Origin of the sequence: Streptomyces sp. NPDC001544 (assembly GCF_042894285.1) — a bacterium.
Lineage (GTDB): Bacteria > Actinomycetota > Actinomycetes > Streptomycetales > Streptomycetaceae > Streptomyces.
Window position 1 is genome coordinate 319,787 of the sequence record NZ_JBIAVN010000003.1, and the last position, 24,957, is coordinate 344,743.

Genomic DNA, 24,957 nt, shown 5'->3' on the forward strand with positions numbered 1-24,957 from the left:
GAACGGCCGCCGGTCAGTACGACGAGCCCGACGCGCCCAGCGAACCCGTCGGATGCCAGACGGTCTTCGTCTCCAGGAACGCCGTCATGCGGTCGATGCCCGGAGCCGCCGACCAGTCGGTCGTGTCCACAGGCTGTGGACGAAGGACCCGCTTCAGGTTGTCCGCCGCCGCGATCTCCAGCTCCTTCGCCAGCACCTCGTCGGCGCCCGCCAGGTCGATCGCGTTGACGTCCTGGTGCGCGGCCAGCGGCGTCGCGATCTCCGCCGTACGGCCGGACAGGACGTTGACGACTCCGCCGGGCAGGTCGGAGGTGGCCAGCACCTCGCCCAGCGACAGAGCCGGGAGCGGGGCCTTCTCGGACGCCACCACGACCGCCGTGTTGCCCGTCGCGATCACCGGGGCGATCACCGAGACCAGGCCCAGGAAGGACGACTCCTGCGGGGCCAGCACGGCCACCACGCCCGTCGGTTCGGGCGAGGAGAGGTTGAAGAACGGGCCCGCGACCGGGTTGCCGCCGCCGACCACCTGGGCGATCTTGTCGGTCCAGCCCGCGTACCAGACCCAGCGGTCGATCGTCGCGTCGACCTGGGCGGCGGCCTTGGACTTCGACAGGCCCTCGGCGTCGGCGACCTCGCGCACGAACTGGTCCCGGCGCCCCTCCAGCATCTCGGCGACGCGGTAGAGGATCTGGCCGCGGTTGTAGGCGGTCGCGCCAGCCCAGCCGCCGAACGCCTTGCGGGCGGCGACCACCGCGTCACGGGCGTCCTTGCGGGAGGAGAGAGGTGCGTTCGCCAGCCACTTGCCCTTTGCGTCGATCACCTCGTACACCCGGCCGCTCTCGGAACGCGGGAACTTCCCGCCGACGTACAGCTTGTAGGTCTTGAAGACGGAAAGTCGCTCATCAGACATCGAGGTACGCCTCCAGGCCGTGACGGCCGCCCTCGCGGCCGAAGCCCGACTCCTTGTAACCGCCGAACGGCGAGGTCGGGTCGAACTTGTTGAACGTGTTGGACCAGACGACACCGGCGCGCAGCTTGTTCGCGACGGCCAGGATGCGGGAGCCCTTCTCGGTCCAGATGCCCGCCGACAGTCCGTACTGCGTGTTGTTCGCCTTGGCGACCGCCTCGTCCGGCGTACGGAAGGTCAGCACCGACAGCACCGGGCCGAAGATCTCGTCGCGGGCGATGGTGTGCGCCTGGGTGACATTGGTGAAGAGCGTCGGCGCGAACCAGTAACCCGACGTGGGCAGTTCGCAGGCCGGCGACCAGCGCTCGGCGCCCTCCGCCTCGCCCTGGTCGGCGAGCGCGGTGATCCGGGCGAGCTGCTCGGCGGAGTTGATCGCGCCGATGTCGGTGTTCTTGTCGAGCGGATCGCCCAGCCGGAGGGTGGAGAGCCGGCGCTTGAGGGAGTCGAGCAGCTCGTCGTGGACCGACTCCTGGACCAGCAGGCGCGAGCCCGCGCAGCAGACCTGGCCCTGGTTGAAGAAGATGCCGGTGACGATGCCCTCGACGGCCTGGTCGATCGGAGCGTCGTCGAAGACGATGTTGGCGCCCTTGCCGCCCAGCTCCAGGGTGAGCTTCTTGCGGGTGCCGGCGACCGTGCGGGCGATCTCCTTGCCGACGGCGGTCGAGCCGGTGAAGGCGACCTTGTTCACGTCGGGGTGCGCGACGAGCGCGGCGCCCGCGTCACCGTAGCCCGGGAGGATGTTGACGACACCCTTGGGCAGGCCCGCCTGACGGCAGATGTCCGCGAAGAACAGCGCCGACAGGGGAGTGGTCTCCGCCGGCTTCAGGACCACCGTGTTGCCGGTCGCCAGCGCCGGGGCGATCTTCCACGCCAGCATCAGCAGCGGGAAGTTCCACGGGATGACCTGGCCGGCCACGCCCAGCGGACGCGGGTTCACACCGAACCCGGCGTGCTCCAGCTTGTCCGCCCAGCCCGCGTAGTAGAAGAAGTGGGCGGCGACCAGGGGGAGGTCGGCGTCGCGGGTCTCCTTGATGGGCTTGCCGTTGTCCAGCGTCTCCAGGACGGCCAGCTCGCGGCTGCGCTCCTGGATGATGCGGGCGATGCGGAACAGGTACTTGGCGCGCTCGGAGCCGGGCAGCGCCGACCACTTCTCGAAGGCCTTGCGGGCTGCCTTCACCGCACGGTCGACGTCCTCGGGGCCGGCCTGCGCCACCTCGGAGAGGACCTCCTCGGTGGACGGCGAGACCGTCTTGAAGACCTTGCCGTCGGCCGCCTCGGTGAACTCGCCGTCGACGAACAGGCCGTACGAGGGCGCGATGTCGACGACTGAGCGGGACTCGGGCGCGGGCGCGTATTCGAATACCGATGTCTGCAATTCCATGTCCATGGGGTCTCAGTCCACCGTCACGTAGTCGGGGCCGGAGTAGCGGCCGGTGGCCAGCTTCTGACGCTGCATCAGCAGGTCGTTCAGGAGTGAGGAGGCGCCGAAGCGGAACCAGTGGTTGTCCAGCCAGTCCTCGCCGACGGTCTCGTTGACCAGGACGAGGAACTTGATCGCGTCCTTGGCTGTCCGGATGCCGCCGGCCGGCTTCACGCCGACCTGCACCCCGGTCTGCGCGCGGAAGTCCCGCACGGCCTCCAGCATGAGCAGGGTGTTGGCGGGCGTGGCGTTCACCCCGACCTTGCCGGTGGAGGTCTTGATGAAGTCGGCCCCGGCCAGCATGCCGAGCCAGCTCGCACGCCGGATGTTGTCGTACGTCGAGAGCTCGCCGGTCTCGAAGATGACCTTCAGGCGGGCGGAGGTCCCGCAGGCCTCCTTCACCGCGACGATCTCGTCGTACACCTTCAGGTACTTGCCCGCGAGGAAGGCCCCGCGGTCGATGACCATGTCGATCTCGTCGGCCCCGGCGAGCACGGCCTCGCGGACGTCGGCCAGCTTCACGTCGAGGGCGGCGCGCCCGGCCGGGAAGGCGGTGGCGACCGAGGCGACCTTCACGCCCGAGCCGGCGACGGCCTCCTTGGCGGCGGCCACCATGTCGGGGTAGACGCAGACGGCCGCGGTCGCGGGGGTCGTGCGGTCGGTCGGGTCGGGGTGGACGGCCTTGGCGCCGAGCGCCCGGACCTTGCCCCGGGTGTCCGCGCCCTCCAGCGTCGTCAGGTCGACCATCGAGATGGCGAGGTCGATGGCGTACGCCTTCGCGGTGGTCTTGATGGAACGGGTGCCGAGAGAGGCGGCGCGCGCCTCCAGGCCGACCGCGTCGACGCCGGGCAGCCCGTGGAGGAAGCGGCGCAGCGTGCTGTCGGACGCGGTGACGTCAGCGAGAACAGCGGGTGCAGTACTGGGCATGGTCACCAGCCGAGCATATCTACGCGCGTAGCGGCTGTACACCCCCGGGTACTCGTCCCCTGGCCGGTGCCGTGGCCGGTGCCGTGGCCGGGGGCCCGTCCGGGACCGCGTACGTGGGCTGCCGGGGGTGTCGGGCAGAATCGGGAGCATGACGACCCCGGACCACCAGTCACCCGCGCCGCAGTCCCCGGTGCCCGCCGCCAAGGACCGGATCTACCGTTCCCCGATGGCGCTCCTGGGCGGTGTCCTGCTGCTCGCCATCGTCGGGTGGCTCGGCGTCGACGCGCTGATCAAGGGGCACGACCGCACCCCGTGGCTGGCGCTCGCCGGTCTCATCCTCGTCGTTCCGCTGGTGACCGCCTTCACCCTGCGCCCGGCGGTCTTCGCGGGCGACGACCGGCTGCGCGTGCGCAACCCCTTCCGGGTGATCACGCTGCCCTGGGGCCAGATCGCCTCCCTGCGCTCCGGCTACTCGAACGAGGTCGTCACCAAGTCCGGCGCCAAGTACCAGCTGTGGGCCATCCCCGTCTCGCTCCGCGCGCGCAAGAAGGCCACCCGGCAGCAGACCCGCGCCGATGCGCAGGCCCGTGCGGGCGGCGCGACCGGCGGCCCGGGCAACCACCTCGGCGTCGGCGGCCTGCGGGGCTCCGCCGTGCCGGACGGTCCGCCCCGTGCCGAGACCGACAAGATCATGGACGAGCTGCGCGGGCTCCTGGAGGACCGCGAGCAGGCGGAGACGGCGCAGGGCGAGGTCACCGTCCGCTGGGCGTACGAGATCGCGGCGCCCGCGGTGGCCGGGGCGATCCTGCTGGCGATCCTGCGGGCGACGGGCTGACGGCCGGTGGGCTGCCGGACCGGCGCCCGCGACGGGCCGACGGCCACGCGCTGCGCACCCTGGTGATCGTCGGGCACGACTACTGCCGGGGCTTCGACCGGTTCGCCACCCTGCCGGTGGGGCAGCCGGGTCGCGCTGAGCACCGTACGGGGCACGGGGACGTACGAGGTCCACGCCCACTACCTCACCCCGGGCCGGGGCATCCCCGCCGCCGGGCTGTACCGGGGCGATCTCACCCTGCAGTCCTGCGTGGGCCCGGACACCGGCTTCAGCCACCTCGTACGGGTCTGAAGCCGGCGCCCGGCGCCCGGTCGTACGGCTCAGATGCCGGCGGCCGCCGACAGATCGCTCCTGACCGCCGCGAGCAGCTCGGCGGCCCGGGTGCGGGCGGCCGGCAGCCCCTCGTGCGAGGCGACCGGCACGACGACCTCCAGGTAGCACTTCAGCTTCGGCTCGGTGCCGCTGGGCCGGACGATGACGCGTGCCCCGTCGAGGGTGTAGCGCAGGCCGTCGGTGGGCGGCAGCCTGTCCGTCCCCTCGGTGAGGTCCTCCGCCCTGGTGACGGCGAGCCCGGCCAGCGCGGTCGGCGGCTGCTCGCGCAGGCGCCGCATGGCCTCGGAGATGACCGACAGGTCCTGGACGCGCACCGAGAGCTGGTCGGTGGCGTGCAGCCCGTGCTCCACGGCGAGGTCGTCGAGCAGGTCGAGCAGGTTCCGCCCCTGCTCCTTGAGCTCGGAGGCCAGCTCGGTGACGAGCAGGGCGGCGGTGATGCCGTCCTTGTCCCGCACGCCGTCCGGGTCAACGCAGTAGCCGAGGGCCTCCTCGTACCCGTACCGCAGCCCGTCCACCCGGGCGATCCACTTGAAGCCCGTGAGGGTCTCCTCGTACGGCAGCCCCGCCTTCTCGGCGATCCGCCCGAGCAGCGACGACGACACGATGGACTCGGCGAAGGTGCCCCGCGCCCCGCGCCGCACCAGATGGGCGGCGAGCAGGGCACCCACCTCGTCCCCGCGCAGCATCCGCCACTCGCCCCGGTCCCGCACGGCGACGGCGCACCGGTCCGCGTCCGGGTCGTTGGCGATGACCAGGTCGGGCTCCGCCTCCCGCGCCTTCGCGAAGGCCAGGTCCATCGCCCCCGGCTCCTCCGGGTTGGGGAAGGCGACGGTCGGGAAGTCCGGGTCGGGCTCGGCCTGCTCGGCGACGAGGACGGGCTCCGGGAACCCGGCCCGCGCGAACGCGGCCAGCAGGACGTCCTTGCCGACGCCATGCATCGCCGTGTAGACGGCACGGGCGGTACGCGGGGAGCCCTCGGCCAGAACCGCCTCGGTACGGGCGAGATAGGCGTCGAGGACCGAGTCGTCGAGGGTCTCCCAGCCGGCGTCGGGACGCGGGACGTCGTCGAGGGAGACGATCCCGTCGATCTCCGCGGCGATCTCCGCGTCGGCGGGCGGGACGATCTGGGAACCGTCGCCCAGGTACACCTTGTAGCCGTTGTCCCGGGGCGGGTTGTGGCTGGCGGTGACCTCGACGCCGGCGACCGCGCCGAGGTGCCTGATGGCGAAGGCCAGCACGGGCGTCGGCAGCGGCCGGGGCAGCACGGCCGCGCGCAGCCCCGCGCCCGTCATCACGGCGGCGGTGTCGCGGGCGAAGTCCTCGGACTTGTGCCGGGCGTCGTAGCCGATGACGACGAGCCCGTCGGCCTGCCCCTTCTTCTTCAGATACGCGGCGAGCCCGGCGGCGGCCCGGATGACCACGGCACGGTTCATCCGCATCGGCCCCGCCCCCAGCTCGCCCCGCAGCCCCGCGGTACCGAACTGCAGCGTCCCGCCGAACCGCGCGGCGAGCTCCTCGACGTCCCCGGCGTCGATCAGCGCGGCGAGTTCCTCGCGGGTCTCCACATCGGGGTCCTCGGCGAGCCACGTCTTGGCCCGTGCGATGAGATCGTCGTGCACGTCGGGTCAACCTCTCGTTCGTGTCGCTTACTGCTTGCCGTCTGCTGGGGGCTGCCGCCCCCAGACCTCCGCTTCGGCCTGAACGGCCTCGTCCTCGAACTCCCCCAGAGGGGGCACCCCCAGACGGGCTGGATGATGTTGATCGCCGCCGGGGGGGCAGGGGGCGAAGCCCCCGCTGGGGTCTGGGGCGGAGCCCCAGGTGGGGCACTGTTCAGTGGGCTGTCACGGGTGGGTGGGTGGGTGGGGAACCCCGGGGTCCAGGCGCGGAGCCCCTGGCGGGGTCTGGGGCGGAGCCCCGGCCGAGCCCCGCCGGAGCCCACCCGCGCCTACAACCGGCCAAGCACGCGCGCGAGCAGCGCCCCCATCCGCGCCGCCGAGTCCCGCCCGGCCTGCAGGACCTCCTCGTGGTTCAGCGGCTCCCCGGTCATACCGGCGGCGAGATTCGTCACGAGGGAGATGCCCAGCACCTCCGCCCCCGCCTCCCGCGCCGCGATGGCCTCGAGCACCGTCGACATGCCCACCAGGTCCGCCCCGATCACCCGGGCCATCCGGATCTCGGCCGGCGTCTCGTAGTGCGGGCCGGGGAACTGGGCGTAGACGCCCTCCTCCAGCGAGGGGTCGATCTCCTTGCACAGTGCCCGCAGCCGCGGCGAGTACAGGTCGGTCAGGTCGACGAAGTTCGCCCCGACGATCGGCGAGGTCGCCGTCAGGTTGATGTGGTCGCTGATCAGCACCGGCTGCCCCGGCCGCATGCCCTGGCGCAGCCCCCCGCACCCGTTGGTGAGCACCACCGTCTTGCAGCCCGCGGCCACCGCCGTACGCACCCCGTGCGCCACGGCGGCGACACCGCGGCCCTCGTAGTAGTGCGTGCGTCCCAGGAAGACCAGCGCGCGCTTGTCACCGATGACGTACGAGCGGACCTTGCCCCCGTGGCCCTCGACGGCCGGCGCCGGGAACCCGGGCAGCTCGGTGACCTGGAACTCCGCGTCGGGGGCTCCCAGGGCGTCGACGGCGGGAGCCCAGCCGGAGCCCATCACGAGGGCGACGTCGTGGGTCTCGGCGCCCGTGAGCTCGCGCAGGCGGGCGGCGGCCGTGTCGGCGGCGGCGTATGGGTCGCCCTGGATGTCGTCCGGAAGAAGAGATGCGTTCACGCGGACGAGGGTAGCCGCTCCGAGCCTACGCGCGTAGATGTCGGAGCTCACGGGAATGCGATCGTTGTCTTGTCGTTTCCGGGCGAGCCGCGCGACGGGCGTCCGGACCGGGTCAGCCCTCGCCCGGGATGAGGACGTCCTTGTCGTTGAAGACCTCGACGATGAAGATCAGCAGACGCCCCCGGCTGACCGTGTACTCCACCAGGATGTTCTGCGTGAGCCGGATCGTGCGGTCGTCGCCGGTGGAGCTTATGGGGCGGGACACCGGGAGGAAGGGGTCGCGGGACAGGAGCGCGATGCCCTTGTCGAAGGCGTTGCGCTGCAGGTCGTCGAGCCGGTCGCGGGCCGCGGCGGCCTGCTCGGTGTAGTACACGTCGTACGTGGTGATGGGGGCCATGGTGGGGTGCCCTCCCGTTCCTGCTCCGGTCGACCTGATTTTAGGGGCGCACCACGTCAGCAGGGCCGTTTCCGCAGCTCCATCACATAGTCGTGCGGTGCCCCCGCCGACTCCGCCGCGTCCGCGATCTCCCCCAGGTACCGGGCCGACGGCAGCCCGCCCTCGTACCCGTTCAGCACGTACACCCACGACGGCTCCGACCCGTCCAGCGTGTGCACCCGGACGCGCATCCGCCGGTAGATGCCGAGGCCGACACCCTCCCACCGGTCGATGGACTCCTCGTCCATCGGAGCGATGTCGTACAGCGCCACGAACACCTGGGAGAGGGGGTCCTCGACGAGTGTGGCCAGCGCACCCTCCCAGCCCAGCTGCTCACCGCCGAAGGTCAGCCGCCACCCGTTCAGCCAGCCGGTGGCGCGCAGCGGCGAGTGCGGGGCGCGGCGGGACATCAGCCGCGCGTCGAGATTGCCGGCGTACGCGGCGTAGAGCGACGACATGGATCGAGGGTACGGCAGTCGGAACGCCCGGCCCCGTCGGCCCGGTACCACCCCGCGACCCCGGCATGATCCACCAGACACCCCCTGGGCCCGGCGCCCCCGGACGGAAGCACTTCGAGGCGTGCGGGACAATGGAGTACGTGACTCGGATCGTGATCATCGGTGGCGGACCCGGCGGCTACGAAGCGGCCCTGGTGGCCGCGCAGCTCGGCGCGGAGGTGACCGTCGTCGACTGCGACGGTCTGGGCGGAGCGTCGGTGCTGACCGACTGCGTGCCGTCGAAGACGCTCATCGCGACGGCGGAGGTGATGACCACCTTCGACTCGTCGTACGAGGAGCTGGGCATCATCGTCGCGGACGACACCCCGCCGCTGGAGCAGGCGGCCCGGGTCGTCGGGGTGGACCTGGGGAAGGTCAACCGCCGTGTGAAGCGGCTCGCCCTCGCCCAGTCCCACGACATCACCGCCTCGGTCACACGGGCCGGCGCCCGGGTCCTGCGCGGCCGCGGCCGGCTGGAGGGCATGCAGGCCCTCGACGGCTCCCGCAAGGTCGTCGTCCGCGCCGCCGACGGCACCGAGGAGACGCTCACCGCCGACGCCGTCCTCATAGCCACCGGCGGTCACCCGCGCGAGCTGCCCGACGCCCAGCCCGACGGCGAGCGCATCCTGAACTGGACCCAGGTCTACGACCTCACCGAGCTCCCCGAGGAGCTCATCGTGGTCGGTTCCGGTGTCACGGGCGCCGAGTTCGCCGGCGCCTACCAGGCCCTCGGCTCCAAGGTCACCCTCGTCTCCTCCCGCGACCGCGTGCTCCCCGGGGAGGACCCGGACGCCGCCGCCGTCCTCGAGGACGTCTTCCGCCGCCGCGGCATGAACGTCATGGCCCGCTCCCGCGCCCAGTCCGCCAAACGGGTCGGCGACCGGGTGGAGGTCACCCTCGCCGACGGCCGCGTCATCTCCGGTTCGCACTGCCTGATGGCCGTCGGCGCCGTCCCGAACAGCGCGGGCCTCGGCCTGGAGGAGGCGGGCGTACGGCTGCGCGACTCCGGGCACATCTGGACCGACCGGGTGTCGCGGACCAGCGCGCCCGGTGTGTACGCGGCGGGCGACGTGACCGGGATCTTCGCCCTCGCCTCCGTCGCCGCGATGCAGGGACGTATCGCCATGTACCACTTCCTCGGCGACGCGGTGACCCCGCTCAACCTCAAGACCGTCTCCTCGAACGTCTTCACCGACCCCGAGATCGCCACCGTCGGCTACTCCCAGGCCGACGTCGACGCGGGCAAGATCGACGCGCGGGTCGTCAAGCTCCCGCTGCTGCGCAACCCGCGCGCGAAGATGCAGGGCATCCGGGACGGCTTCGTCAAGATCTTCTGCCGTCCGGGTACCGGGATCGTCGTCGGCGGCGTGGTCGTGGCGCCGCGCGCCTCGGAACTCATCCACCCGATCTCGATCGCCGTCGACAACAATCTGACGGTCGAGCAGATCGCGAACGCCTTCACCGTGTACCCGTCGCTTTCGGGCTCGATCGCCGAAGTGGCACGACAGTTGCACACGCGCAAGACGGGTGCCGAGATCTGACGGTGATGCGAACTCCCCGCTGGTCACGGGGGGTTGCCGGATCATGCGTGCGGCATAGGCGGGATGGATAGGCCCTATACCACTTCGCACCCTGCCGTGCGAACAACTTCTGTTATTCGGCGCAAACCGCTGAAAGCAGACGGTCACCCGCGTTACTGTCAGTTTCGTGTTCGCTGCAGAACGTCGCCAATTGATCCTCGAAATGGTGCGAGCGAACGGGGCCGTGTCGCTCCGTGAGCTCGCCCGTGTCGTCCAGACCTCCGAAGTGACCGTACGACGGGACGTGCGGGCACTGGAGGCAGAAGGACTCCTCGACCGCCGGCACGGCGGTGCGGTACTGCCGGGCGGGTTCACGCGGGAGTCCGGCTTTCCGCAGAAGTCCCATCTCGCGACCGCCGAGAAGACGGCCATCGCCGATCTCGCCGCGGGACTCGTCGAAGAGGGCGAGGCCATCGTGGTGGGGGCGGGGACCACCACGCAGGAGCTGGCCCGCCGGCTCGCCCGGGTGCCCGGGCTGACCGTCGTCACCAACTCCCTGCTCGTCGCCCAGGCGCTCGCCCACGCCAACCGCGTGGAGGTCGTGATGACCGGCGGGACCCTGCGCGGCTCCAACTACGCGCTCGTCGGCTCCGGCGCGGAGCAGTCCCTGCAGGGGCTCAGGGTCTCCAAGGCCTTCCTCTCCGGGAGCGGCCTCACCGCGGAGCGCGGGCTGTCCACGTCCAACATGCTGTCGGCGTCCGTCGACCGCGCCCTGGTGCAGGCGGCCGCGGAGGTCGTGGTCCTCGCCGACCACACCAAGCTGGGCACGGACACGATGTTCCAGACCGTCCCCACGGACCTCATCACCCGTCTGGTCACCGACGACCCGCCCGCCCACGACGACCGTGCCGTCACCGAGCTCCAGGCCCTGGCCGACCAGGGGGTGCAGATCGCCGTGGCCGGGGCGACGGGAAGCCTGGGGGGTGACCACGTCCCGGCGCGTCAGCAGCGCCGGGACGTGCCCCTGCCCGGCCCCCGTCGCGGCCAGGTCCCCGGTACGGGCCTGCGCTCGGCCCCCGTCCTGGGCACCGAACAGCCCACGACCGCGGACCGCCCCCGCGTGGCGGACATGCGCCGCCGCTGAGCGCTCCGCGGGGCGGGGCAGTGGGGGTGCGGTGCCGCCGGGGCTGCCTCTGCGCCTGCGGCGCCGCCAGGGGCCGTGGGGGTTTCCCACCCACCCACCCGTGACGGCCGGCTGATCAGTCACCCCACCCTGGGGCTCCGCCCCAGACCCCGGCGGGGCTTCGCCCCTGCACCCCGGTGGAGCTTCGGCCCCCGACCCGGCGGGGCTTTTGCCCCCGACCCCGGCGGGGGTTCATCCCTGCACCCCGGTGGGGCTTCGCCTCTGCACCCCGGTGGGGCTTCGCCTCTGCACCCCGGCGGGGCTTCCGCCCCTGCACCCCGGTGGGGCTTCGGCCCTGCACCCCGGTGGGGCTTCGGCCCTGCACCCTGGCGGGGCTTCGGCCCCCGACTCCGGCGGGGGTTCATCCCTGCACCCCGGTGGGGCTTCGCCTCTGCACCCCGGCGGGGCTTCCGCCCCTGCACCCCGGTGGGGCTTCGGCCCTGCACCCTGGCGGGGCTTCGGCCCCCGACTCCGGCGGGGGTTCATCCCTGCACCCCGGCGGGGCTTCCGCCTCAGACCCCGGCGGGGCTTCACACCCGCACCCCTGTGGGACTTCGCCTCTATACCCGGGGGCCCGGCGGGGCTTCGCCCCTGCACCCCGGTGGGGCTTCGCCCCTGCACCCCGGTGGGGCTTCGCCTCTACACCCCGGCGGGGCTTCCGCCCCAGACCCCGGTGGGGCTTCGGCCCCCGACCCGATGGGGCTTCCGCCCGTGCACCCTGGTGGGGGCTTCCGTCCCTGCACCCCGGCGGGGCTCCCGCCCCCGGCCCCGGTGGGGCTCCGGCGCCTGCTGGTTCGGGAAGTGCCGGTAGAGCGTGCCGATGTCGACGCCCGCGCGCCGCGTCGCGTCCTCCAGGGAGGCGTCGGTGCCGTACGCGGCGAACGCGGGGCGGGTTTCGGCGAGCAGCCGGTCGTGGTACCGGCGGGCGTCGGCGCGTATGGCCCGAGGGGGGCCGGGCGACGCCGTCGCGCTCCCCGGCGGGCATGGCCTCGCGCCGCCCCGACAACAAGGCGCCCGGCGGACGGATACTTCGTCCGCCGGGCGCCAGGAGTCCCGTACAGCTACCGGAAGATCAGTCCTTGATCTCGCAGATCGCCGCGCCGGAGCTGATGGACGCCCCGATCTCCGCGCTGAGACCCTTGATCGTGCCGGCCTTGTGCGCGTTCAGCGGCTGCTCCATCTTCATGGCCTCCAGGACGACGACCAGGTCGCCCTCCTTGACCTCCTGGCCCTCCTCGACGGCGACCTTCACGATCGTGCCCTGCATCGGAGAGGCGAGGGTGTCGCCGGAAGCCACCGGGCCGGACTTCTTCGCCGCGCGCCGCTTGGGCTTGGCGCCCGCGGCCAGCCCGGTGCGGGCCAGCGACATGCCCAGCGAGGAGGGCAGCGAGACCTCGAGCCGCTTGCCCCCGACCTCGACGACGACCGTCTCACGGCCCGGCTCCTCGTCCGTCTCGCCGTCGGCCGGAGCGGTGAAGGGCTTGATCTCGTTGACGAACTCGGTCTCGATCCACCGGGTGTGGACCTTGAACGGTTCCGCCGAGCCGGTCAGCTCGGGGGCGAACGCGGCGTCCCTGACCACCGTGCGGTGGAACGGGATGGCCGTGGCCATGCCCTCGACCTGGAACTCGTCCAGCGCACGCGCGGCCCGCTCCAGGGCCTCCTTGCGGGTGCGGCCGGTGACGATCAGCTTGGCCAGCAGCGAGTCCCACGCCGGGCCGATCACACTGCCGGCCTCCACACCCGCGTCCAGCCGGACACCCGGACCCGAGGGCCCGTCGAAACGGGTGACCGTGCCGGGGGCGGGCAGGAAGTTGCGGCCCGGGTCCTCACCGTTGATACGGAACTCGAACGAGTGACCGCGCAGCGGCGGGTCGTCGTAGCCGAGCTCCTCGCCGTCGGCGACGCGGAACATCTCGCGCACCAGGTCGATGCCGGCGACCTCCTCGGTCACCGGGTGCTCGACCTGCAGACGCGTGTTGACCTCCAGGAAGGAGATCGTGCCGTCCTGGCCCACCAGGAACTCACAGGTGCCGGCACCGACGTACCCGGCCTCCTTCAGGATCGCCTTCGACGCCCGGTAGAGCTCCGCGACCTGCTCCTCGGACAGGAACGGCGCCGGAGCCTCCTCCACCAGCTTCTGGTGCCGCCGCTGGAGGGAGCAGTCACGGGTCGACACCACGACCACGTTGCCGTGCTGGTCGGCCAGGCACTGCGTCTCCACGTGCCGCGGCCGGTCGAGGTAACGCTCGACGAAGCACTCGCCCCGGCCGAACGCGGCCACGGCCTCACGGACCGCCGAGTCGTACAGCTCGGGGACCTCCTCCAGCGTCCGGGCGACCTTCAGACCCCGGCCGCCGCCACCGAACGCCGCCTTGATCGCGATCGGCAGCCCGTGTTCCTTGGCGAACTCGACGACCTCCTCCGCACCCGAGACCGGGTCCGGCGTACCCGCCACCAGCGGGGCGCCCGCACGCTGGGCGATGTGACGGGCCGCCACCTTGTCACCCAGATCGCGGATGGCCTGCGGCGGCGGACCGATCCAGATCAGACCCGCGTCCAGGACGGCCTGGGCGAACTCCGCGTTCTCCGACAGGAAGCCGTAGCCCGGATGGATGGCGTCGGCGCCGGACTCACGGGCGGCACCGAGGACCTTGTCGATGTCGAGGTAGCTGGTGGCCGGAGTGTCACCGCCCAGAGCGAACGCCTCATCCGCGGCGCGGACATGCAGAGCGTCCCGGTCCGGGTCGGCGTAGACGGCAACGCTCGCGATACCCGCGTCCCGGCATGCCCGGGCCACGCGGACAGCGATTTCGCCACGGTTGGCGATGAGCACCTTGCGCACGATTGAGGCTCCCTCCTTGAAACAAGCCGAGTTTAGGGACTGCCGACACGGCACTTCGACCCGTCCCCAATGGTGAGCTTGCCCACACGGAGCGTGATTCGAGGCTCGCTCGACCCGCGAAAGCCCATGTCGCACCCAGGTGCGCAGGACCCCACCGGGCAACCCTAGTCCCGTCATGTGGTCAAGGTCTCTGTGAGAGCGTGCCGCGCCCCACTCGGTTTCTTTGTCGAGTCCCTACGAATGGCCCAACGACTCTTTGCTCCCGACCGGACCCTTGTCCCGAGGTTTACCCGTTAGTAGCGTTCAGGATGTCTCGGACGTACTGCAGGCAACGCGGCTCTGGTCGAGCCGCGGTCGAAAGTGGGTGGGGCCGGTGGTGCGCAGACCGGTGGCGTGGATCGTGGCGGTCATACTCCTCGTCGAGGCGTTCGGTGTCGCGGCACTGAACTGGTTCCTCGGAGTGGTCGTCGACCACCAGAACATGTCCCTCGCCGGCCTCGACGCGGACAAGATGGCACTCTCCTCGAAGATCGGCGGAGTGCTCTTCGGTCTCTACTTCGCGCTGTGCGCCCTGGTGGCGCTGCTGGTGGCCGTCCGCGACCGCGCACCGGCCGGCGTCGGCCGCGTCCTGCTGATCAGCGTGGCGGTGGTGCACGGGCTGCTGGGCGCGTTCGCGGTGGGGCTGGTGGGCTGGAAGGCGTTCACCTTCATGGCGGTGGTGCTCGCGCTGATCGTGCTGCTCCTGATGACGTACGACCGTCAGGAGGGCCCCGCCGCGGCGGCGGCCGGGGGCACGCCCGGCGACGGCGGCGGCCCCGGTGGCGCCCCGGTCCCGGACCCCGAGCCGCAGGACGAGGTGCCCCCCGCCCCGGTCACTGGGCCGGCGCCCACAACTCCGTGATGCCGACGCCCAGTTCTCCCAGCAGCCGCCGGACCAGGGGCAGGCTGATGCCGATCACGTTGCCGTGGTCGCCGTCGATTCCCTCGATGAACGGTGCCGAGCGGCCGTCGAGGGTGAACGCGCCGGCGACGTGGAGGGGCTCGCCCGAGGCGACATAGGCGGCGATCTCCTCGTCGGTGGGTTCACCGAAACGGACCACGGTGGAGGCGGTCGCGGACACGTACCGCTTGGCCACCGTGTCCCACACGCAGTGACCCGTCTGGAGGACCCCGGCCCGCCCGCGCATCGCCTTCCAGCGGGCGGCGGCCTCCTCGGCGTCCGCCGGCTTGCCCAGCGCCTGCCCGTCGAGCTCCAGCACCGAGTCGCAGCCGATCACCAGGGCGCCCTGCACCTCCGGCCGGGCGGCCACCACGGAGGCCTTCGCCTCGGCCAGGGCGAGGGCCAGCTCGGCGGGGGTGGGCGCGGTGACGGCGTCCTCGTCGACCCCGCTCACGATCACCTCGGGCTCGATCCCGGCCTGCCGGAGCAGACCGAGCCGGGCGGGGGACTGGGAGGCGAGCACGAGTCGCCTGCGCGGCTTGGCAGTCATGCGGCCAGGTTAGCGAGGCCGGCGTGGCCCCCTCACCTCAGCCCGATCACCACCATCGCCAGCACCATGGCCAGTGCCATGAGGAGGCCGAGCCGCCGAAGCATGTCCTGCATGTCGCGCAGTTCTTTCGGCGGCTCGTTCTCGGGGTCGGACCACAGCATCCCTCCATGGTCCGGCGGGGCGCCCGCGCGGCGCCTGAGTACGCGTACTCAACTTGGCCGCGGGGGATTCCGCTTGTCCGGGTCACCCGGGCCAGTAGGTGCGGCTCCACGCCGCCGGGCCCGGCCGGGGCAGCCGGCGGGCGGCGATGCGGGCCGGGTCGGCCCAGGAGTCCCGGGGCCCCTCCGCGCCGGACGGCGTGTCCACAGCCGCCGCGGCGCGGGCCCGGACCACCGCCAGGGCGGCGGCCAGCTCCTCGGGGGTCGGATTGCCCCGTACCACTCTGATCGTCACAACGGCTCCTTACAGCGGAATGTTGCCGTGCTTCTTCGGAGGAAGGGATTCCCGCTTCGTACGCAGCTGACGCAGGCCCCGCACCACGTGGCCGCGCGTGTCGGACGGCATGATCACCGCGTCGATGTAGCCGCGCTCGGCCGCGACGTACGGGTTGAGCAGGGCGTCCTCGTACTCCTGGATGAGCCGCGCCCGGGTGGCTTCCGCCTCGCCGGCGGCCTCCGCCTCGGCGATGGTGCGGCGGTGCAGGATGTTGACCGCGCCCTGCGCGCCCATCACGGCGATCTGCGCGGTGGGCCAGGCCAGGTTGAGGTCCGCGCCCAGGTGCTTGGAGCCCATGACGTCGTACGCCCCGCCGAAGGCCTTCCGGGTGATCACCGTGATCAGCGGGACGGTGGCCTCGGCGTACGCGTAGATCAGCTTGGCGCCGCGCCGGATGATGCCGTCGTGCTCCTGGTCGACGCCCGGCAGGAAGCCCGGCACGTCGACGAAGGTGATGACCGGGACGTTGAAGGCGTCGCAGGTCCGCACGAACCGGGCCGCCTTCTCGCTCGCGGTGATGTCGAGGCAGCCCGCGAACTGCAGCGGCTGGTTGGCGACGATGCCCACCGGGTGGCCCTCGACCCGTCCGAAGCCGGTGAGGATGTTCGGCGCGAACAGCGGCTGCGTCTCGAAGAACTCGGCGTCGTCGAGGATGTGCTCGATCACCGTGTGCATGTCGTACGGCTGGTTGGCGCTGTCCGGCACCAGCGTGTCCAGCTCCCGGTCCTCGTCGGTGACGGTGAGGTCCGCCTCCTCCGGGAACACCGGGGCCTCGCTGAGGTTGTTGGACGGCAGGTACGACAGCAGCTGCTTGACGTACTCGATGGCGTCCTTCTCGTCGCCCGCCATGTGGTGGGCCACCCCGGAGGCGGTGTTGTGGGTCCGGGCGCCGCCCAGCTCCTCGAAGCCGACGTCCTCACCGGTGACGGTCTTGATGACGTCCGGACCGGTGATGAACATGTGCGAGGTCTGGTCGACCATGACGGTGAAGTCGGTGATCGCGGGCGAGTACACGGCACCGCCCGCGCAGGGGCCGACGACCAGCGAGATCTGCGGGATCACACCGCTGGCGTGGGTGTTGCGCCGGAAGATCTCCCCGTACGCGCCCAGCGAGGCCACGCCCTCCTGGATCCGCGCACCGCCGGAGTCGTTGATGCCGATGACCGGGCAGCCGGTCTTCAGCGCGAAGTCCATGACCTTGACGATCTTCTGCCCGTACACCTCGCCCAGCGCCCCGCCGAAGACGGTGAAGTCCTGCGAGAACACGGCGACGGGCCGCCCGTCGACGGTCCCGTAACCCGTCACCACCCCGTCCCCGTAGGGACGGTTCTTCTCCAGCCCGAAGTTGGTGGACCGGTGCCGGGCGAACTCGTCCAACTCGACGAAGGAACCCTCATCGAGCAGCAGTTCGATCCGCTCACGGGCCGTCAGCTTGCCCTTGGCGTGCTGCTTCTCGACGGCGCGTGCGGAGCCGGCGTGCGTCGCTTCCTCGATACGGCGCTGGAGATCCGCGAGCTTGCCCGCGGTCGTGTGGATGTCGATCCCTTGGATCTCTTGACGCTCTTCCGGCTCGGACATCGGGACGCGGCTCCCTGCCTGCTCAAAAGTGGGGACGATTACTCATCCGAAGCGTAGTGGGGTGCCCGCCGGTCGGCAGTGCGGTGTATGCCACACCTAGGGTGGCTTGCATGACGCCACGAGATGCAGCAGACAGCCGCTGGTCCGACCTGGACCGCCCGCCCCTGAACGCCGCGGCACTGCGGCGGGCGCTGGTGCGGGAGGGCGGTCTGTGGACCCGGCTGGAGGTGGTGCAGCGCACCGGATCCACCAACAGCGACCTGGTGGCCCGGGCAGACAAGGGCGAGGCCGCCGAGGGCGCCGTGCTCGTCGCCGAGGAGCAGACCTCCGGCCGGGGCCGCCTGGAACGCCAGTGGACCGCCCCCGCCCGATCCGGCCTGTTCTTCTCCGTCCTGCTGCGCCCGGCCGAGGTGCCCGTGGCCCGCTGGGGCTGGCTGCCCCTGCTGACCGGGGTCGCCGTGGCCACCGGCCTGTCGCGGGCGGCGGGCGTCGACACGGCCCTCAAATGGCCCAACGACCTGCTGATCACCGTGGGCGGCGAGGAACGCAAGGCCGGCGGAATCCTCGCGGAACGGGCCGGGGGCGACGGGGTCGTCATGGGCGTCGGTATCAACGTCTCCCTGCGCGCCGAGGAACTGCCGGTCCCCCAGGCCGGTTCGCTGGCGCTCGCCGGCGCGGTCACCACGGACCGCGACCCGCTGCTGCGGGCGGTGCTGCGGTCGCTGGAGGACTGGTACGGGCGCTGGCGGCGGGCCGGGGGCGACCCGACGGCGAGCGGCCTGCAGGAGACCTACGCGGCGGGCTGCGCCACCCTCGGCCGGCACGTACGGGCCGAGCTGCCGGGGGACCGTTCGGTCGTCGGCGAGGCGGTGGCGATCGACGGGGACGGCCGCCTGGTCCTGGCGACGGAGGAGGGGGTACGGGAGCCGGTGGGGGCGGGGGACATCGTGCACCTCAGGCCGGCCTGAGGTCTGCAGCGCCGGGTGAGCGTATTCCGGCCTGTCCGGCGTTTGAGGACGAGGCCGTTCAGGCCGAAAGCGGGGGTATGGGGGCGGCAGCACCCCCAGTCGACGGCAAGGTCACCAGGCCATCACCAAACCGGCACCGACCACTGAACCCCCGCCGAACCCAACGGAGTGAGCTGGCGCACACCTGCCGTAGAGTGAAGGCCGGTCGATAACTGACCGTGGCAGATCGGAAGGGCAGCAGGCGTGACCGTCGACGACACGGGCTCCGGCGCGGACGCGGACGGCCGGGTGGACCCCCTTGCCGCCGACTCCGGCGAGGACAACCCGCTCGCCCTGCGCCTCGAGCACCTCATCCTGGGCGCCGAGCGCCGCTACACCCCTTTCCAGGCGGCCCGCAGCGCCGGCGTCTCGATGGAGCTGGCCTCCCGCTTCTGGCGGGCCATGGGCTTCGCCGACATCGGGCAGGCCAAGGCGCTGACGGAGGCCGACGTACTGGCGCTGCGGCGGCTGGCCGGTCTCGTCGAGGCGGGGCTGCTGAGCGAGGCCATGGCCGTGCAGGTGGCCCGCTCCACCGGGCAGACCACCGCCCGGTTGGCGGAATGGCAGATCGATTCCTTCCTGGAGGGGCTGACCGAGCCGCCCGAGCCGGGCATGACCCGCACCGAGGTGACGTACCCGATCGTCGAGCTGCTCCTGCCCGAGCTGGAGGAGTTCCTCGTCTACGTCTGGCGCCGCCAGCTCGCCGCCTCGGCCGGCCGGGTCGTGCAGGCCGCGGACGACGAGGAGATGGTCGACCGCAGGCTGGCCGTCGGCTTCGCCGACCTCGTCGGCTTCACCCGGCTGACCCGCCGGATGGAGGAGGAGGAGCTCGGCGAGCTCGTCGAGGCGTTCGAGACGACCGCCGCCGACCTGGTGGCCGCACGCGGCGGCCGGCTCATCAAGACCCTCGGCGACGAGGTCCTGTACGCCGCCGACGACGCGGGCACGGCCGCCGACATCGCGCTGCGCCTGGTGGAGACGATGGCGAACGACGAGACCATGCCCGAGCTGCGCGTCGGCATGGCGTTCGGCACGGTGACCACGCGCATGGGCGACGTCTTCGGTACGACGGTGAACCTGGCGTCCCGACTGACGTCGATAGCGCCCCGCGACTCCGTGCTCGTCGACAGCGCCTTCGCCGAGGAGATCATCCGCACCGGCGAGGCACCCGCGTCGGAGGCGGAGGCGGCCGAGGCCGCGGCCGCCGCCGAGAAGGAGGGCGAGGAGCCTCCGACGTACCGCTTCGCGCTCCAGCCGATGTGGCAGCGCCCGGTCCGCGGCCTCGGCGTCGTCGAGCCGTGGCTGCTCTCGCGACGGGACAGCGAGGCCTAGGGCGACCGACGCCCGGGACGGGAGACCGACGCCTAGCGCGAGGCCCGCTCCACGCACAGCCCTATGATCGGCACGCACACGCCCCCCGGCTGACTCCGCGTCGGCGCGGGACCGCCCGTGCTCCGGCTCGGTGCCGGCACCGGTGCCTGGGGCGAGGCAGGGGCGTGGTGCGTCGCCGACGGCCTCGGCGTGGCCGCCGGTGCCGCAGGGTCCTCGGCCTTCGTGGGGATGGTCGTGGGGACGGTCGCCGGGGGTGCCGTCGCCGCGGCGCGGGCGGAGCCCGGGAGCGCCATGGGCGACGAAGCGGCGGCCGGCGTGGGGCGCCCGCTCACTCCGCCCATCGTGGAGGTCGCCGAGGGCAGTTCCGTCGGTACGGCGCCGATGGTGACGGACCGGTCCGTGGTGGCGCCGGTGTCGGGCCGTGGCTCGGCCTCCGCGGTGCGCGGGACGCCGACCCCCGCGTCCGGTGCCAGCCGTACGAGGCTGAGGGCACTGGCGGCCAGGGCCAGGCCGCCGGCGGCGATCAGGGCCTTGCGGGGACGGGGCTTGCGGTGGCGGCCGCGCCGGAACAGCGGTGCCAAGGTCCGCGCCGGGACCGTATTCGTGTGTATGTCCGTGTCTGTCATGTCGCTCCCTCCCCGCCGCGTGCCCCGATACCCCGAGCAGCGCACGCTATGCGCTCCCGTGGGCGGTTGGGCCCGACTCGGGCGGGATGTCACTCGAACGGGGTAGCGGTCCGCCTCTTTCCCCGGTCGGGTCCGGCTGCGATGATCAGGGCGTCAGGGAGTTAACCCGCGTTAACCGGAGGGTGTCATGAGCGAGGAGCGGTTCGGGGAGTTCGTGCTGGTGCGACGGCACGGGCACGTCGCGGAGCTCGTGCTGGACCGGCCGGGGGCCATGAACGCCGTCTCGACCGACATGGCCCGGTCCGTCGCCTCCGCGTGTGCCGCGCTCGCCGCCGACCGGGACGCGCGCGTGGTCGTGGTCACGTCCTCGCACGAGCGGGCCTTCTGCGTCGGGGCGGACCTGAAGGAGCGCAACTCGTTCAGCGACGCCGACCTGGTGCGCCAGCGGCCGGTGGCCCGGGGTGCGTACACCGGGGTGCTGGAACTGCCGATGCCGACCATCGCCGCGGTGCACGGGTTCGCGCTGGGCGGCGGCTTCGAGCTGGCGCTGTCCTGCGATCTGATCGTGGCCGACCGCACCGCCGTGCTCGGGCTGCCCGAGGTGTCCGTGGGCGTGATCCCGGGCGGCGGCGGCACGCAGCTGCTGCCGCGGCGCGTCGGGGCGGCGCGGGCCGCCGAGCTGATCTTCACCGCGCGGCGGGTGGAGGCGCCCGAGGCGCTGGAGCTGGGGCTGGTGGACCAGTTGGTGGAGGCGGGCCGGGACCGGGACGAGGCCCTGTCGCTGGCCGCCCGGATCGCCGGGAACTCGCCGGTCGGGCTGCGGGCGGCGAAGCGGGCGCTGCGGCTGGGGCAGGGGCTGGGCCTGCGGGCCGGGCTGGAGGTCGAGGACGCGGCCTGGCGGGCGGTGGCGTTCTCGGGGGACCGGGCGGAGGGGGTGGCCGCGTTCAACGAGAAGCGCAAGCCCCAGTGGCCGGGGGAGTGAACGGGCCGCGGCCGCACCGCAGACCCGTTTGGCACCGTATTGCCATCCTTTTCCGGAGCTTCCGGTGAAACGTACCTAACCTGGGGTGATGGGTGAGGACAAGCGGCTCGCCGCCGTGGTCGCACTGGCGCAGGGCATGGCGGCGGCGCGCACGCCCCGTGAGTCCTGGCGGGCCGCCGCGCTCGGCGCGTGCCGGGCGCTGGACGGGAGCTTCGCCGCGCTGTCCGTGTGGGAGCGGGACCGGGGGCAGCTCCGGGTCCTGGTGAACGTGGGGGAGCGGGCCCCGGACGAGGAGGAGTTCCCGGACCACGAGGCCTATCCGGTGCACCAGTTCCCGGAGATCACCGAGTTCCTGCACGAGCGGTGGGCGGGCGGTCAGGGACCCAACGCCTGGGTGGAGACCTCCGAGGGGCCCGCCGCCGGCCGTCCCGGTTACTTCCACCAGCGCGTCGCCGCCCTGCGCCGCCGTGGACGCGGCTGCTGCGTGATCGCACCGGTCCTGCTCTACGGCAGGGCCTGGGGCGAGCTGTACGTCGCCCGCGCGGCCGACGCCCCCGTCTTCGGCCGGGGCGACGCCGACTTCGCGACCGTGCTGGCGGCCGTCGTCGCCGCGGGGCTCGCGCAGACCGAACGGCTGCGGGAGGCCCGGCGACTGGCGTACACCGACCCGCTGACCGGCCTGGCCAACCGCCGCGCCGTCGACGTGCGCCTGGAGGAGGCCGTCGAGCGGCACCGGCGGGAGGGCGTCGTGGTCAGTCTGGCCGTGTGCGACCTGAACGGGCTCAAACGGGTCAACGACACCCAGGGTCACGCCGTGGGGGACCGGCTGCTGGAACGCTTCGGCTCCCTGCTCTCGCTGTGCGGGGCGACGCTGCCCGGGGCCCTCGCGGCCCGTCTGGGCGGGGACGAGTTCTGTCTGCTCGCGGTGGGGCCGCCGGCCGACGCCGTGGTCAGGGCGGCGGACGAACTCTGCCGCCGCGCCGCGGAGCTGGACCTGGGCGAGGGCGTGGCCTGCGGGGTCGCGTCCACCGCGGACCCCATCGGTGACGTGCGTTCCGCCCGCCGGCTGTTCCGGCTGGCCGACGCGGCGCAGTACCGTGCGAAGGCACTGGGCGCGGGCCGGCCGGTGGTCGCCGGGCGGCAGGGCCCCGACGATCCGGTGGTCCGCCTCGCCGACGAGCCGTCGCCCGAGCGGGCCGAGCGCCGCCGGTTCCGCGGCCGCCGGCCGTGACCGCGTCGTCGGCCCATGAGGTAAGGGTCGCACCCGTACCCCACTAGTGACATCCCCGCATTCAATGCGTACGCTCCTGAATATGGATATGCACACTGTGGTGGTGGGGACGACGGGTGTCACCGCGTCCGACGTTCTCGCCGTGGCGCGCGGCGGCGCCCGCGTCGAGCTGTCGCAGGAAGCGGTGTCGGCCCTCGCGGCGGCCCGGGGGATCGTGGACGCCCTGGCGGCCAAGCCGGAGCCGGTCTACGGCGTGAGCACCGGTTTCGGAGCCCTGGCGACCCGGCACATCAGCCAGGACCTGCGCACCCAGCTGCAGCGCAACATCGTCCGCTCGCACGCCGCCGGCATGGGACCGAGGGTGGAGCGGGAGGTCGTCCGGGCCTTGATGTTCCTGCGCCTCAAGACCGTCTGTTCGGGGCACACCGGTGTCCGGCCCGAGGTCGCCCAGACCATGGCCGACGTCCTCAACGCCGGAATCACCCCGGTCGTGCACGAGTACGGCTCGCTCGGCTGCTCCGGCGACCTCGCCCCGCTGTCCCACTGCGCCCTGACCCTGATGGGCGAGGGCGACGCCGAAGGCCCCGACGGGACGGTCCGCCCCGCCGGTGAACTGCTCGCCGAGCACGGCATCGCGCCGGTCGAGCTGCGTGAGAAGGAAGGCCTCGCCCTCCTCAACGGCACCGACGGCATGCTCGGCATGCTGGTCATGGCCCTCGCCGACCTCGACCTGCTCTACAAGTCCGCCGACGTCACCGCCGCCCTCAGCCTGGAGGCGCTGCTCGGCACGGACAAGGTGCTCGCGCCCGAACTGCACGCCATCCGCCCCCACCCCGGACAGGGCGCCTCCGCCGCCAACATGCTGGCCGTGCTCAAGGGCTCCCAGCTCACCGGTCACCACCAGGACGACGCACCCCGCGTCCAGGACGCCTACTCGGTGCGCTGCGCCCCGCAGGTCGCCGGCGCCGGACGCGACACCCTCGCGCACGCCCGGCTGGTCGCCGAGCGCGAGCTCGCCTCCGCCGTGGACAACCCGGTGGTGCTTCCCGACGGCCGCGTCGAGTCCAACGGCAACTTCCACGGCGCCCCGGTCGCCTACGTCCTGGACTTCCTCGCCATCGCCGCCGCCGACCTCGGCTCCATCGCCGAGCGCCGCACCGACCGGCTGCTCGACAAGAACCGCAGCCACGGCCTGCCGCCGTTCCTCGCGGACGACGCCGGCGTGGACTCCGGGCTGATGATCGCCCAGTACACGCAGGCCGCGCTGGTCAGCGAGATGAAGCGGCTCGCCGTGCCGGCGTCCGCCGACTCCATCCCGTCCTCCGCCATGCAGGAGGACCACGTGTCGATGGGCTGGTCGGCGGCGCGCAAGCTGCGCACCGCGGTCGGCAACCTGGCCCGGATCATCGCCGTCGAGCTGTACGCCGCCACACGGGCCATAGAACTCCGCGAGGGGCTCGCGCCGGCACCCGCCTCGCAGGCCGTCATCGACGCCGTACGGGGCGCGGGCGTGCAGGGCCCGGGACCGGACCGGTTCCTGGCCCCCGACCTGGCCGCCGCCGAGGCGTTCGTGCGCGACGGCGGGCTCGTGGCCGCCGTGGAAACGGTCACCGGACCGCTCCAGTAGCACCCGGACGAGAGGGGGCCCTGTCCTCGGACAGGGCCCCCACATGCCGTGCGTCACTTCAGCTTGGCCGCCTGGGCCTTGATCACCGGGGCCGACACCGTGTAGGCCTTCTTGGCCATCGCGGCGCCGATGTTGATGGTGCTGTACGTCGCGACGGTGTTCCCGTGCCGCACGACCTCGCCGTGCAGCGGAACGGCCCCGTCCGGCGTGTTGTTGGTCGCCGTGAAGGCCAGCGACTCGTCACCCGTGGCCGCGGACTTCTCCTCGGCGACCTTGGTGAACTTCCCCTTCTCGCCGGCCTGGTCGCCCGAGAACCCGCCCGCGCACGCCTTCACCGCGGCGGAGACCGACCGCAGGGCCTGCTCGGCGCCGTCCCCGTCGTACGAGGACAGGGTGACCACGGTGACGTCCGAGTCCATGGAGTCCTTGAGCGCGTCCTCGAACTTGCCGTCGGCCAGGTCGTCCAGGGACGTGGCGTCGTCCGTGGGGTCCTTCTTGTCCTGCCTGGCCATGCGGCTGGTGTGCGTCGCGGGGTCGCCCGGCGCCACACCGGTCAGGACGTCGAGCAGCGGGTCGCACCCGGCGTCGTCCGTCGTGACCGCGCTGTCGGCGGGGATGCCGCCCTGGACGGCCCCGACCTTGAAGCCGGGCACCTCGCCCCTGGCGATGATCAGCTTCTGCAACTCGGCGCCGCTCAGCGCCTTCGCGGCCGGCTTCTCGCCCTTGCCGCCCCCGCCGTTCCCCGAATCGCCGGAACCCCCGTCTGAACAGCCCGTGACAAGGGCGAACGACAGCACGCTCACTGTGGCAGCGGCGCACCGTCGCACGCCCGATGATCTCTTCATGAGCGGACTAT

General features: G+C 72.5%; 23 protein-coding genes and 1 pseudogene. 9 read left to right on the plus strand and 15 right to left on the minus strand.

All coding sequences use genetic code 11. The annotated features are described in order from the left end of the window. Positions 1-13 precede the first annotated feature (13 nt). From ACFY0F_RS11410 to deoC, 3 genes are read right to left on the minus strand one after another with little or no spacing between them, the layout of a single operon-like run. The gene (locus ACFY0F_RS11410; protein WP_388791933.1) at positions 14-910 is read right to left on the minus strand and encodes an aldehyde dehydrogenase family protein; all 897 of its coding nucleotides are present in this window, start codon (positions 908-910) and stop codon (positions 14-16) included. Next, on the minus strand, positions 903-2,348 hold the full coding sequence (locus ACFY0F_RS11415) for an aldehyde dehydrogenase family protein (RefSeq protein WP_388791935.1): 1,446 nt from the start codon (positions 2,346-2,348) through the stop codon (positions 903-905). Before ACFY0F_RS11415 ends, ACFY0F_RS11410 begins: the two co-directional genes overlap by 8 nt. 12 nt (positions 2,349-2,360) lie before the next feature. Next, on the minus strand, positions 2,361-3,314 hold the full coding sequence (gene deoC, locus ACFY0F_RS11420; protein WP_388791937.1) for a deoxyribose-phosphate aldolase: 954 nt from the start codon (positions 3,312-3,314) through the stop codon (positions 2,361-2,363). A 148-nt stretch (positions 3,315-3,462) separates the two neighbouring features. Here deoC and ACFY0F_RS11425 point away from each other — a divergent pair, with 148 nt between their 5' ends. Continuing rightward, on the plus strand, positions 3,463-4,149 hold the full coding sequence (locus tag ACFY0F_RS11425; RefSeq protein ID WP_388791939.1) for a PH domain-containing protein: 687 nt from the start codon (positions 3,463-3,465) through the stop codon (positions 4,147-4,149). Between the two features lie 320 nt (positions 4,150-4,469). Here the strand turns inward: ACFY0F_RS11425 and ACFY0F_RS11430 are convergent, their stop codons facing one another. From ACFY0F_RS11430 to ACFY0F_RS11445, 4 genes are all read right to left on the minus strand, one after another. Beyond that, complete coding sequence (locus ACFY0F_RS11430; RefSeq protein WP_388791941.1) at positions 4,470-6,101, minus strand: phospho-sugar mutase; 1,632 nt, start codon at positions 6,099-6,101, stop codon at positions 4,470-4,472. A gap of 326 nt (positions 6,102-6,427) precedes the next feature. After that, positions 6,428-7,252, minus strand: a complete 825-nt coding sequence (locus ACFY0F_RS11435; RefSeq protein WP_388791943.1) for a purine-nucleoside phosphorylase — start codon at positions 7,250-7,252, stop codon at positions 6,428-6,430. A gap of 112 nt (positions 7,253-7,364) precedes the next feature. Beyond that, a complete protein-coding gene (locus tag ACFY0F_RS11440; protein ID WP_388791945.1) occupies positions 7,365-7,649 on the minus strand; it encodes a type II toxin-antitoxin system RelE/ParE family toxin in 285 nt (94 codons plus the stop codon). A gap of 56 nt (positions 7,650-7,705) precedes the next feature. Then, positions 7,706-8,146 carry a gamma-glutamylcyclotransferase gene (locus ACFY0F_RS11445; RefSeq protein ID WP_388791947.1) on the minus strand — a complete coding sequence of 147 codons (441 nt, stop codon included), beginning with the start codon at positions 8,144-8,146 and terminating at the stop codon, positions 7,706-7,708. 131 nt (positions 8,147-8,277) lie between these two features. Between ACFY0F_RS11445 and ACFY0F_RS11450 the strand changes: the two genes are divergently transcribed. Both ACFY0F_RS11450 and ACFY0F_RS11455 read left to right on the plus strand, forming a co-directional pair. After that, the gene (locus tag ACFY0F_RS11450; protein WP_388791949.1) at positions 8,278-9,726 is read left to right on the plus strand and encodes an NAD(P)H-quinone dehydrogenase; all 1,449 of its coding nucleotides are present in this window, start codon (positions 8,278-8,280) and stop codon (positions 9,724-9,726) included. Between the two features lie 166 nt (positions 9,727-9,892). Further along, the gene (locus ACFY0F_RS11455) at positions 9,893-10,849 is read left to right on the plus strand and encodes a DeoR/GlpR family DNA-binding transcription regulator (protein WP_388791951.1); all 957 of its coding nucleotides are present in this window, start codon (positions 9,893-9,895) and stop codon (positions 10,847-10,849) included. A gap of 822 nt (positions 10,850-11,671) precedes the next feature. On the opposite strand, the pseudogene ACFY0F_RS11460 reads toward ACFY0F_RS11455, so the two are convergent. Beyond that, positions 11,672-11,827, minus strand: a pseudogene (locus ACFY0F_RS11460) (TetR family transcriptional regulator); the annotation flags it as partial. A gap of 133 nt (positions 11,828-11,960) precedes the next feature. After that, positions 11,961-13,733 carry an acetyl/propionyl/methylcrotonyl-CoA carboxylase subunit alpha gene (locus tag ACFY0F_RS11465; protein WP_388791953.1) on the minus strand — a complete coding sequence of 591 codons (1,773 nt, stop codon included), beginning with the start codon at positions 13,731-13,733 and terminating at the stop codon, positions 11,961-11,963. Positions 13,734-14,106: 373 nt separating this feature from the next. Between ACFY0F_RS11465 and ACFY0F_RS11470 the strand changes: the two genes are divergently transcribed. Beyond that, positions 14,107-14,634: a hypothetical protein gene (locus tag ACFY0F_RS11470; protein WP_388791955.1), complete on the plus strand. Its 528-nt coding sequence runs from the start codon at positions 14,107-14,109 to the stop codon at positions 14,632-14,634. Here the strand turns inward: ACFY0F_RS11470 and ACFY0F_RS11475 are convergent. The 4 genes from ACFY0F_RS11475 to ACFY0F_RS11490 all read right to left on the minus strand — a co-directional run bounded on the left by ACFY0F_RS11475 (position 14,606) and on the right by ACFY0F_RS11490 (position 17,296). After that, a complete protein-coding gene (locus ACFY0F_RS11475; RefSeq protein WP_388791957.1) occupies positions 14,606-15,223 on the minus strand; it encodes a Maf family protein in 618 nt (205 codons plus the stop codon). The two genes, ACFY0F_RS11470 and ACFY0F_RS11475, sit on opposite strands and share 29 nt — an antisense overlap. A gap of 32 nt (positions 15,224-15,255) precedes the next feature. Then, positions 15,256-15,384: a morphogenic membrane protein MmpB gene (mmpB, locus tag ACFY0F_RS11480; RefSeq protein ID WP_361813067.1), complete on the minus strand. Its 129-nt coding sequence runs from the start codon at positions 15,382-15,384 to the stop codon at positions 15,256-15,258. A gap of 82 nt (positions 15,385-15,466) precedes the next feature. Next, the gene (locus ACFY0F_RS11485) at positions 15,467-15,676 is read right to left on the minus strand and encodes an acyl-CoA carboxylase epsilon subunit (RefSeq protein ID WP_388791959.1); all 210 of its coding nucleotides are present in this window, start codon (positions 15,674-15,676) and stop codon (positions 15,467-15,469) included. 9 nt (positions 15,677-15,685) lie between these two features. Continuing rightward, positions 15,686-17,296 carry an acyl-CoA carboxylase subunit beta gene (locus ACFY0F_RS11490; RefSeq protein WP_388791961.1) on the minus strand — a complete coding sequence of 537 codons (1,611 nt, stop codon included), beginning with the start codon at positions 17,294-17,296 and terminating at the stop codon, positions 15,686-15,688. 110 nt (positions 17,297-17,406) lie between these two features. On the opposite strand from ACFY0F_RS11490, the gene ACFY0F_RS11495 reads away from it, so the two are divergent. Together ACFY0F_RS11495 and ACFY0F_RS11500 are read left to right on the plus strand one after the other, a co-directional pair. Further along, on the plus strand, positions 17,407-18,264 hold the full coding sequence (locus ACFY0F_RS11495; protein ID WP_388791963.1) for a biotin--[acetyl-CoA-carboxylase] ligase: 858 nt from the start codon (positions 17,407-17,409) through the stop codon (positions 18,262-18,264). A 243-nt stretch (positions 18,265-18,507) separates the two neighbouring features. Further along, positions 18,508-19,635, plus strand: coding sequence for an adenylate/guanylate cyclase domain-containing protein (locus ACFY0F_RS11500; RefSeq protein WP_388791965.1), 1,128 nt, complete (start codon positions 18,508-18,510; stop codon positions 19,633-19,635). Positions 19,636-19,667: 32 nt separating this feature from the next. Here ACFY0F_RS11500 and ACFY0F_RS11505 read toward each other — a convergent pair whose 3' ends face one another. After that, positions 19,668-20,261 carry a hypothetical protein gene (locus ACFY0F_RS11505; protein ID WP_388791967.1) on the minus strand — a complete coding sequence of 198 codons (594 nt, stop codon included), beginning with the start codon at positions 20,259-20,261 and terminating at the stop codon, positions 19,668-19,670. Positions 20,262-20,448: 187 nt separating this feature from the next. Here ACFY0F_RS11505 and ACFY0F_RS11510 point away from each other — a divergent pair, with 187 nt between their 5' ends. The 3 genes from ACFY0F_RS11510 to hutH all read left to right on the plus strand — a co-directional run bounded on the left by ACFY0F_RS11510 (position 20,449) and on the right by hutH (position 24,101). Continuing rightward, entirely contained in the window at positions 20,449-21,243 is a 795-nt protein-coding gene (locus ACFY0F_RS11510; protein WP_388791969.1) for an enoyl-CoA hydratase/isomerase family protein, read from the plus strand. A gap of 88 nt (positions 21,244-21,331) precedes the next feature. Continuing rightward, entirely contained in the window at positions 21,332-22,474 is a 1,143-nt protein-coding gene (locus tag ACFY0F_RS11515; RefSeq protein WP_388791971.1) for a diguanylate cyclase domain-containing protein, read from the plus strand. Positions 22,475-22,562: 88 nt separating this feature from the next. Beyond that, the gene (gene hutH, locus ACFY0F_RS11520) at positions 22,563-24,101 is read left to right on the plus strand and encodes a histidine ammonia-lyase (RefSeq protein WP_388792412.1); all 1,539 of its coding nucleotides are present in this window, start codon (positions 22,563-22,565) and stop codon (positions 24,099-24,101) included. A 53-nt stretch (positions 24,102-24,154) separates the two neighbouring features. Here the strand turns inward: hutH and ACFY0F_RS11525 are convergent, their stop codons facing one another. Next, entirely contained in the window at positions 24,155-24,946 is a 792-nt protein-coding gene (locus ACFY0F_RS11525) for a hypothetical protein (protein ID WP_388791973.1), read from the minus strand. Positions 24,947-24,957: the final 11 nt, after the last annotated feature.

Bases quoted from the DNA above. Each gene is read 5' to 3' on its own strand.
- ACFY0F_RS11410 (WP_388791933.1), bottom strand. From the start codon at position 910: ATGTCTGATGAGCGACTTTCCGTCTTCAAGACCTACAAGCTGTACGTC.
- ACFY0F_RS11440 (WP_388791945.1), bottom strand. From the start codon at position 7,649: ATGGCCCCCATCACCACGTACGACGTGTACTACACCGAGCAGGCCGCC.
- ACFY0F_RS11445 (WP_388791947.1), bottom strand. From the start codon at position 8,146: ATGTCGTCGCTCTACGCCGCGTACGCCGGCAATCTCGACGCGCGGCTG.
- ACFY0F_RS11475 (WP_388791957.1), bottom strand. From the start codon at position 15,223: ATGACTGCCAAGCCGCGCAGGCGACTCGTGCTCGCCTCCCAGTCCCCC.
- ACFY0F_RS11490 (WP_388791961.1), bottom strand. From the start codon at position 17,296: ATGTCCGAGCCGGAAGAGCGTCAAGAGATCCAAGGGATCGACATCCAC.
- hutH (WP_388792412.1), top strand. From the start codon at position 22,563: ATGCACACTGTGGTGGTGGGGACGACGGGTGTCACCGCGTCCGACGTT.
- ACFY0F_RS11510 (WP_388791969.1), top strand. From the start codon at position 20,449: ATGAGCGAGGAGCGGTTCGGGGAGTTCGTGCTGGTGCGACGGCACGGG.
- ACFY0F_RS11415 (WP_388791935.1), bottom strand. From the start codon at position 2,348: ATGGAATTGCAGACATCGGTATTCGAATACGCGCCCGCGCCCGAGTCC.
- ACFY0F_RS11525 (WP_388791973.1), bottom strand. From the start codon at position 24,946: ATGAAGAGATCATCGGGCGTGCGACGGTGCGCCGCTGCCACAGTGAGC.
- ACFY0F_RS11515 (WP_388791971.1), top strand. From the start codon at position 21,332: ATGGGTGAGGACAAGCGGCTCGCCGCCGTGGTCGCACTGGCGCAGGGC.
- ACFY0F_RS11425 (WP_388791939.1), top strand. From the start codon at position 3,463: ATGACGACCCCGGACCACCAGTCACCCGCGCCGCAGTCCCCGGTGCCC.
- mmpB (WP_361813067.1), bottom strand. From the start codon at position 15,384: ATGCTGTGGTCCGACCCCGAGAACGAGCCGCCGAAAGAACTGCGCGAC.
- ACFY0F_RS11495 (WP_388791963.1), top strand. From the start codon at position 17,407: ATGACGCCACGAGATGCAGCAGACAGCCGCTGGTCCGACCTGGACCGC.
- ACFY0F_RS11505 (WP_388791967.1), bottom strand. From the start codon at position 20,261: ATGACAGACACGGACATACACACGAATACGGTCCCGGCGCGGACCTTG.
- deoC (WP_388791937.1), bottom strand. From the start codon at position 3,314: ATGCCCAGTACTGCACCCGCTGTTCTCGCTGACGTCACCGCGTCCGAC.
- ACFY0F_RS11450 (WP_388791949.1), top strand. From the start codon at position 8,278: ATGGAGTACGTGACTCGGATCGTGATCATCGGTGGCGGACCCGGCGGC.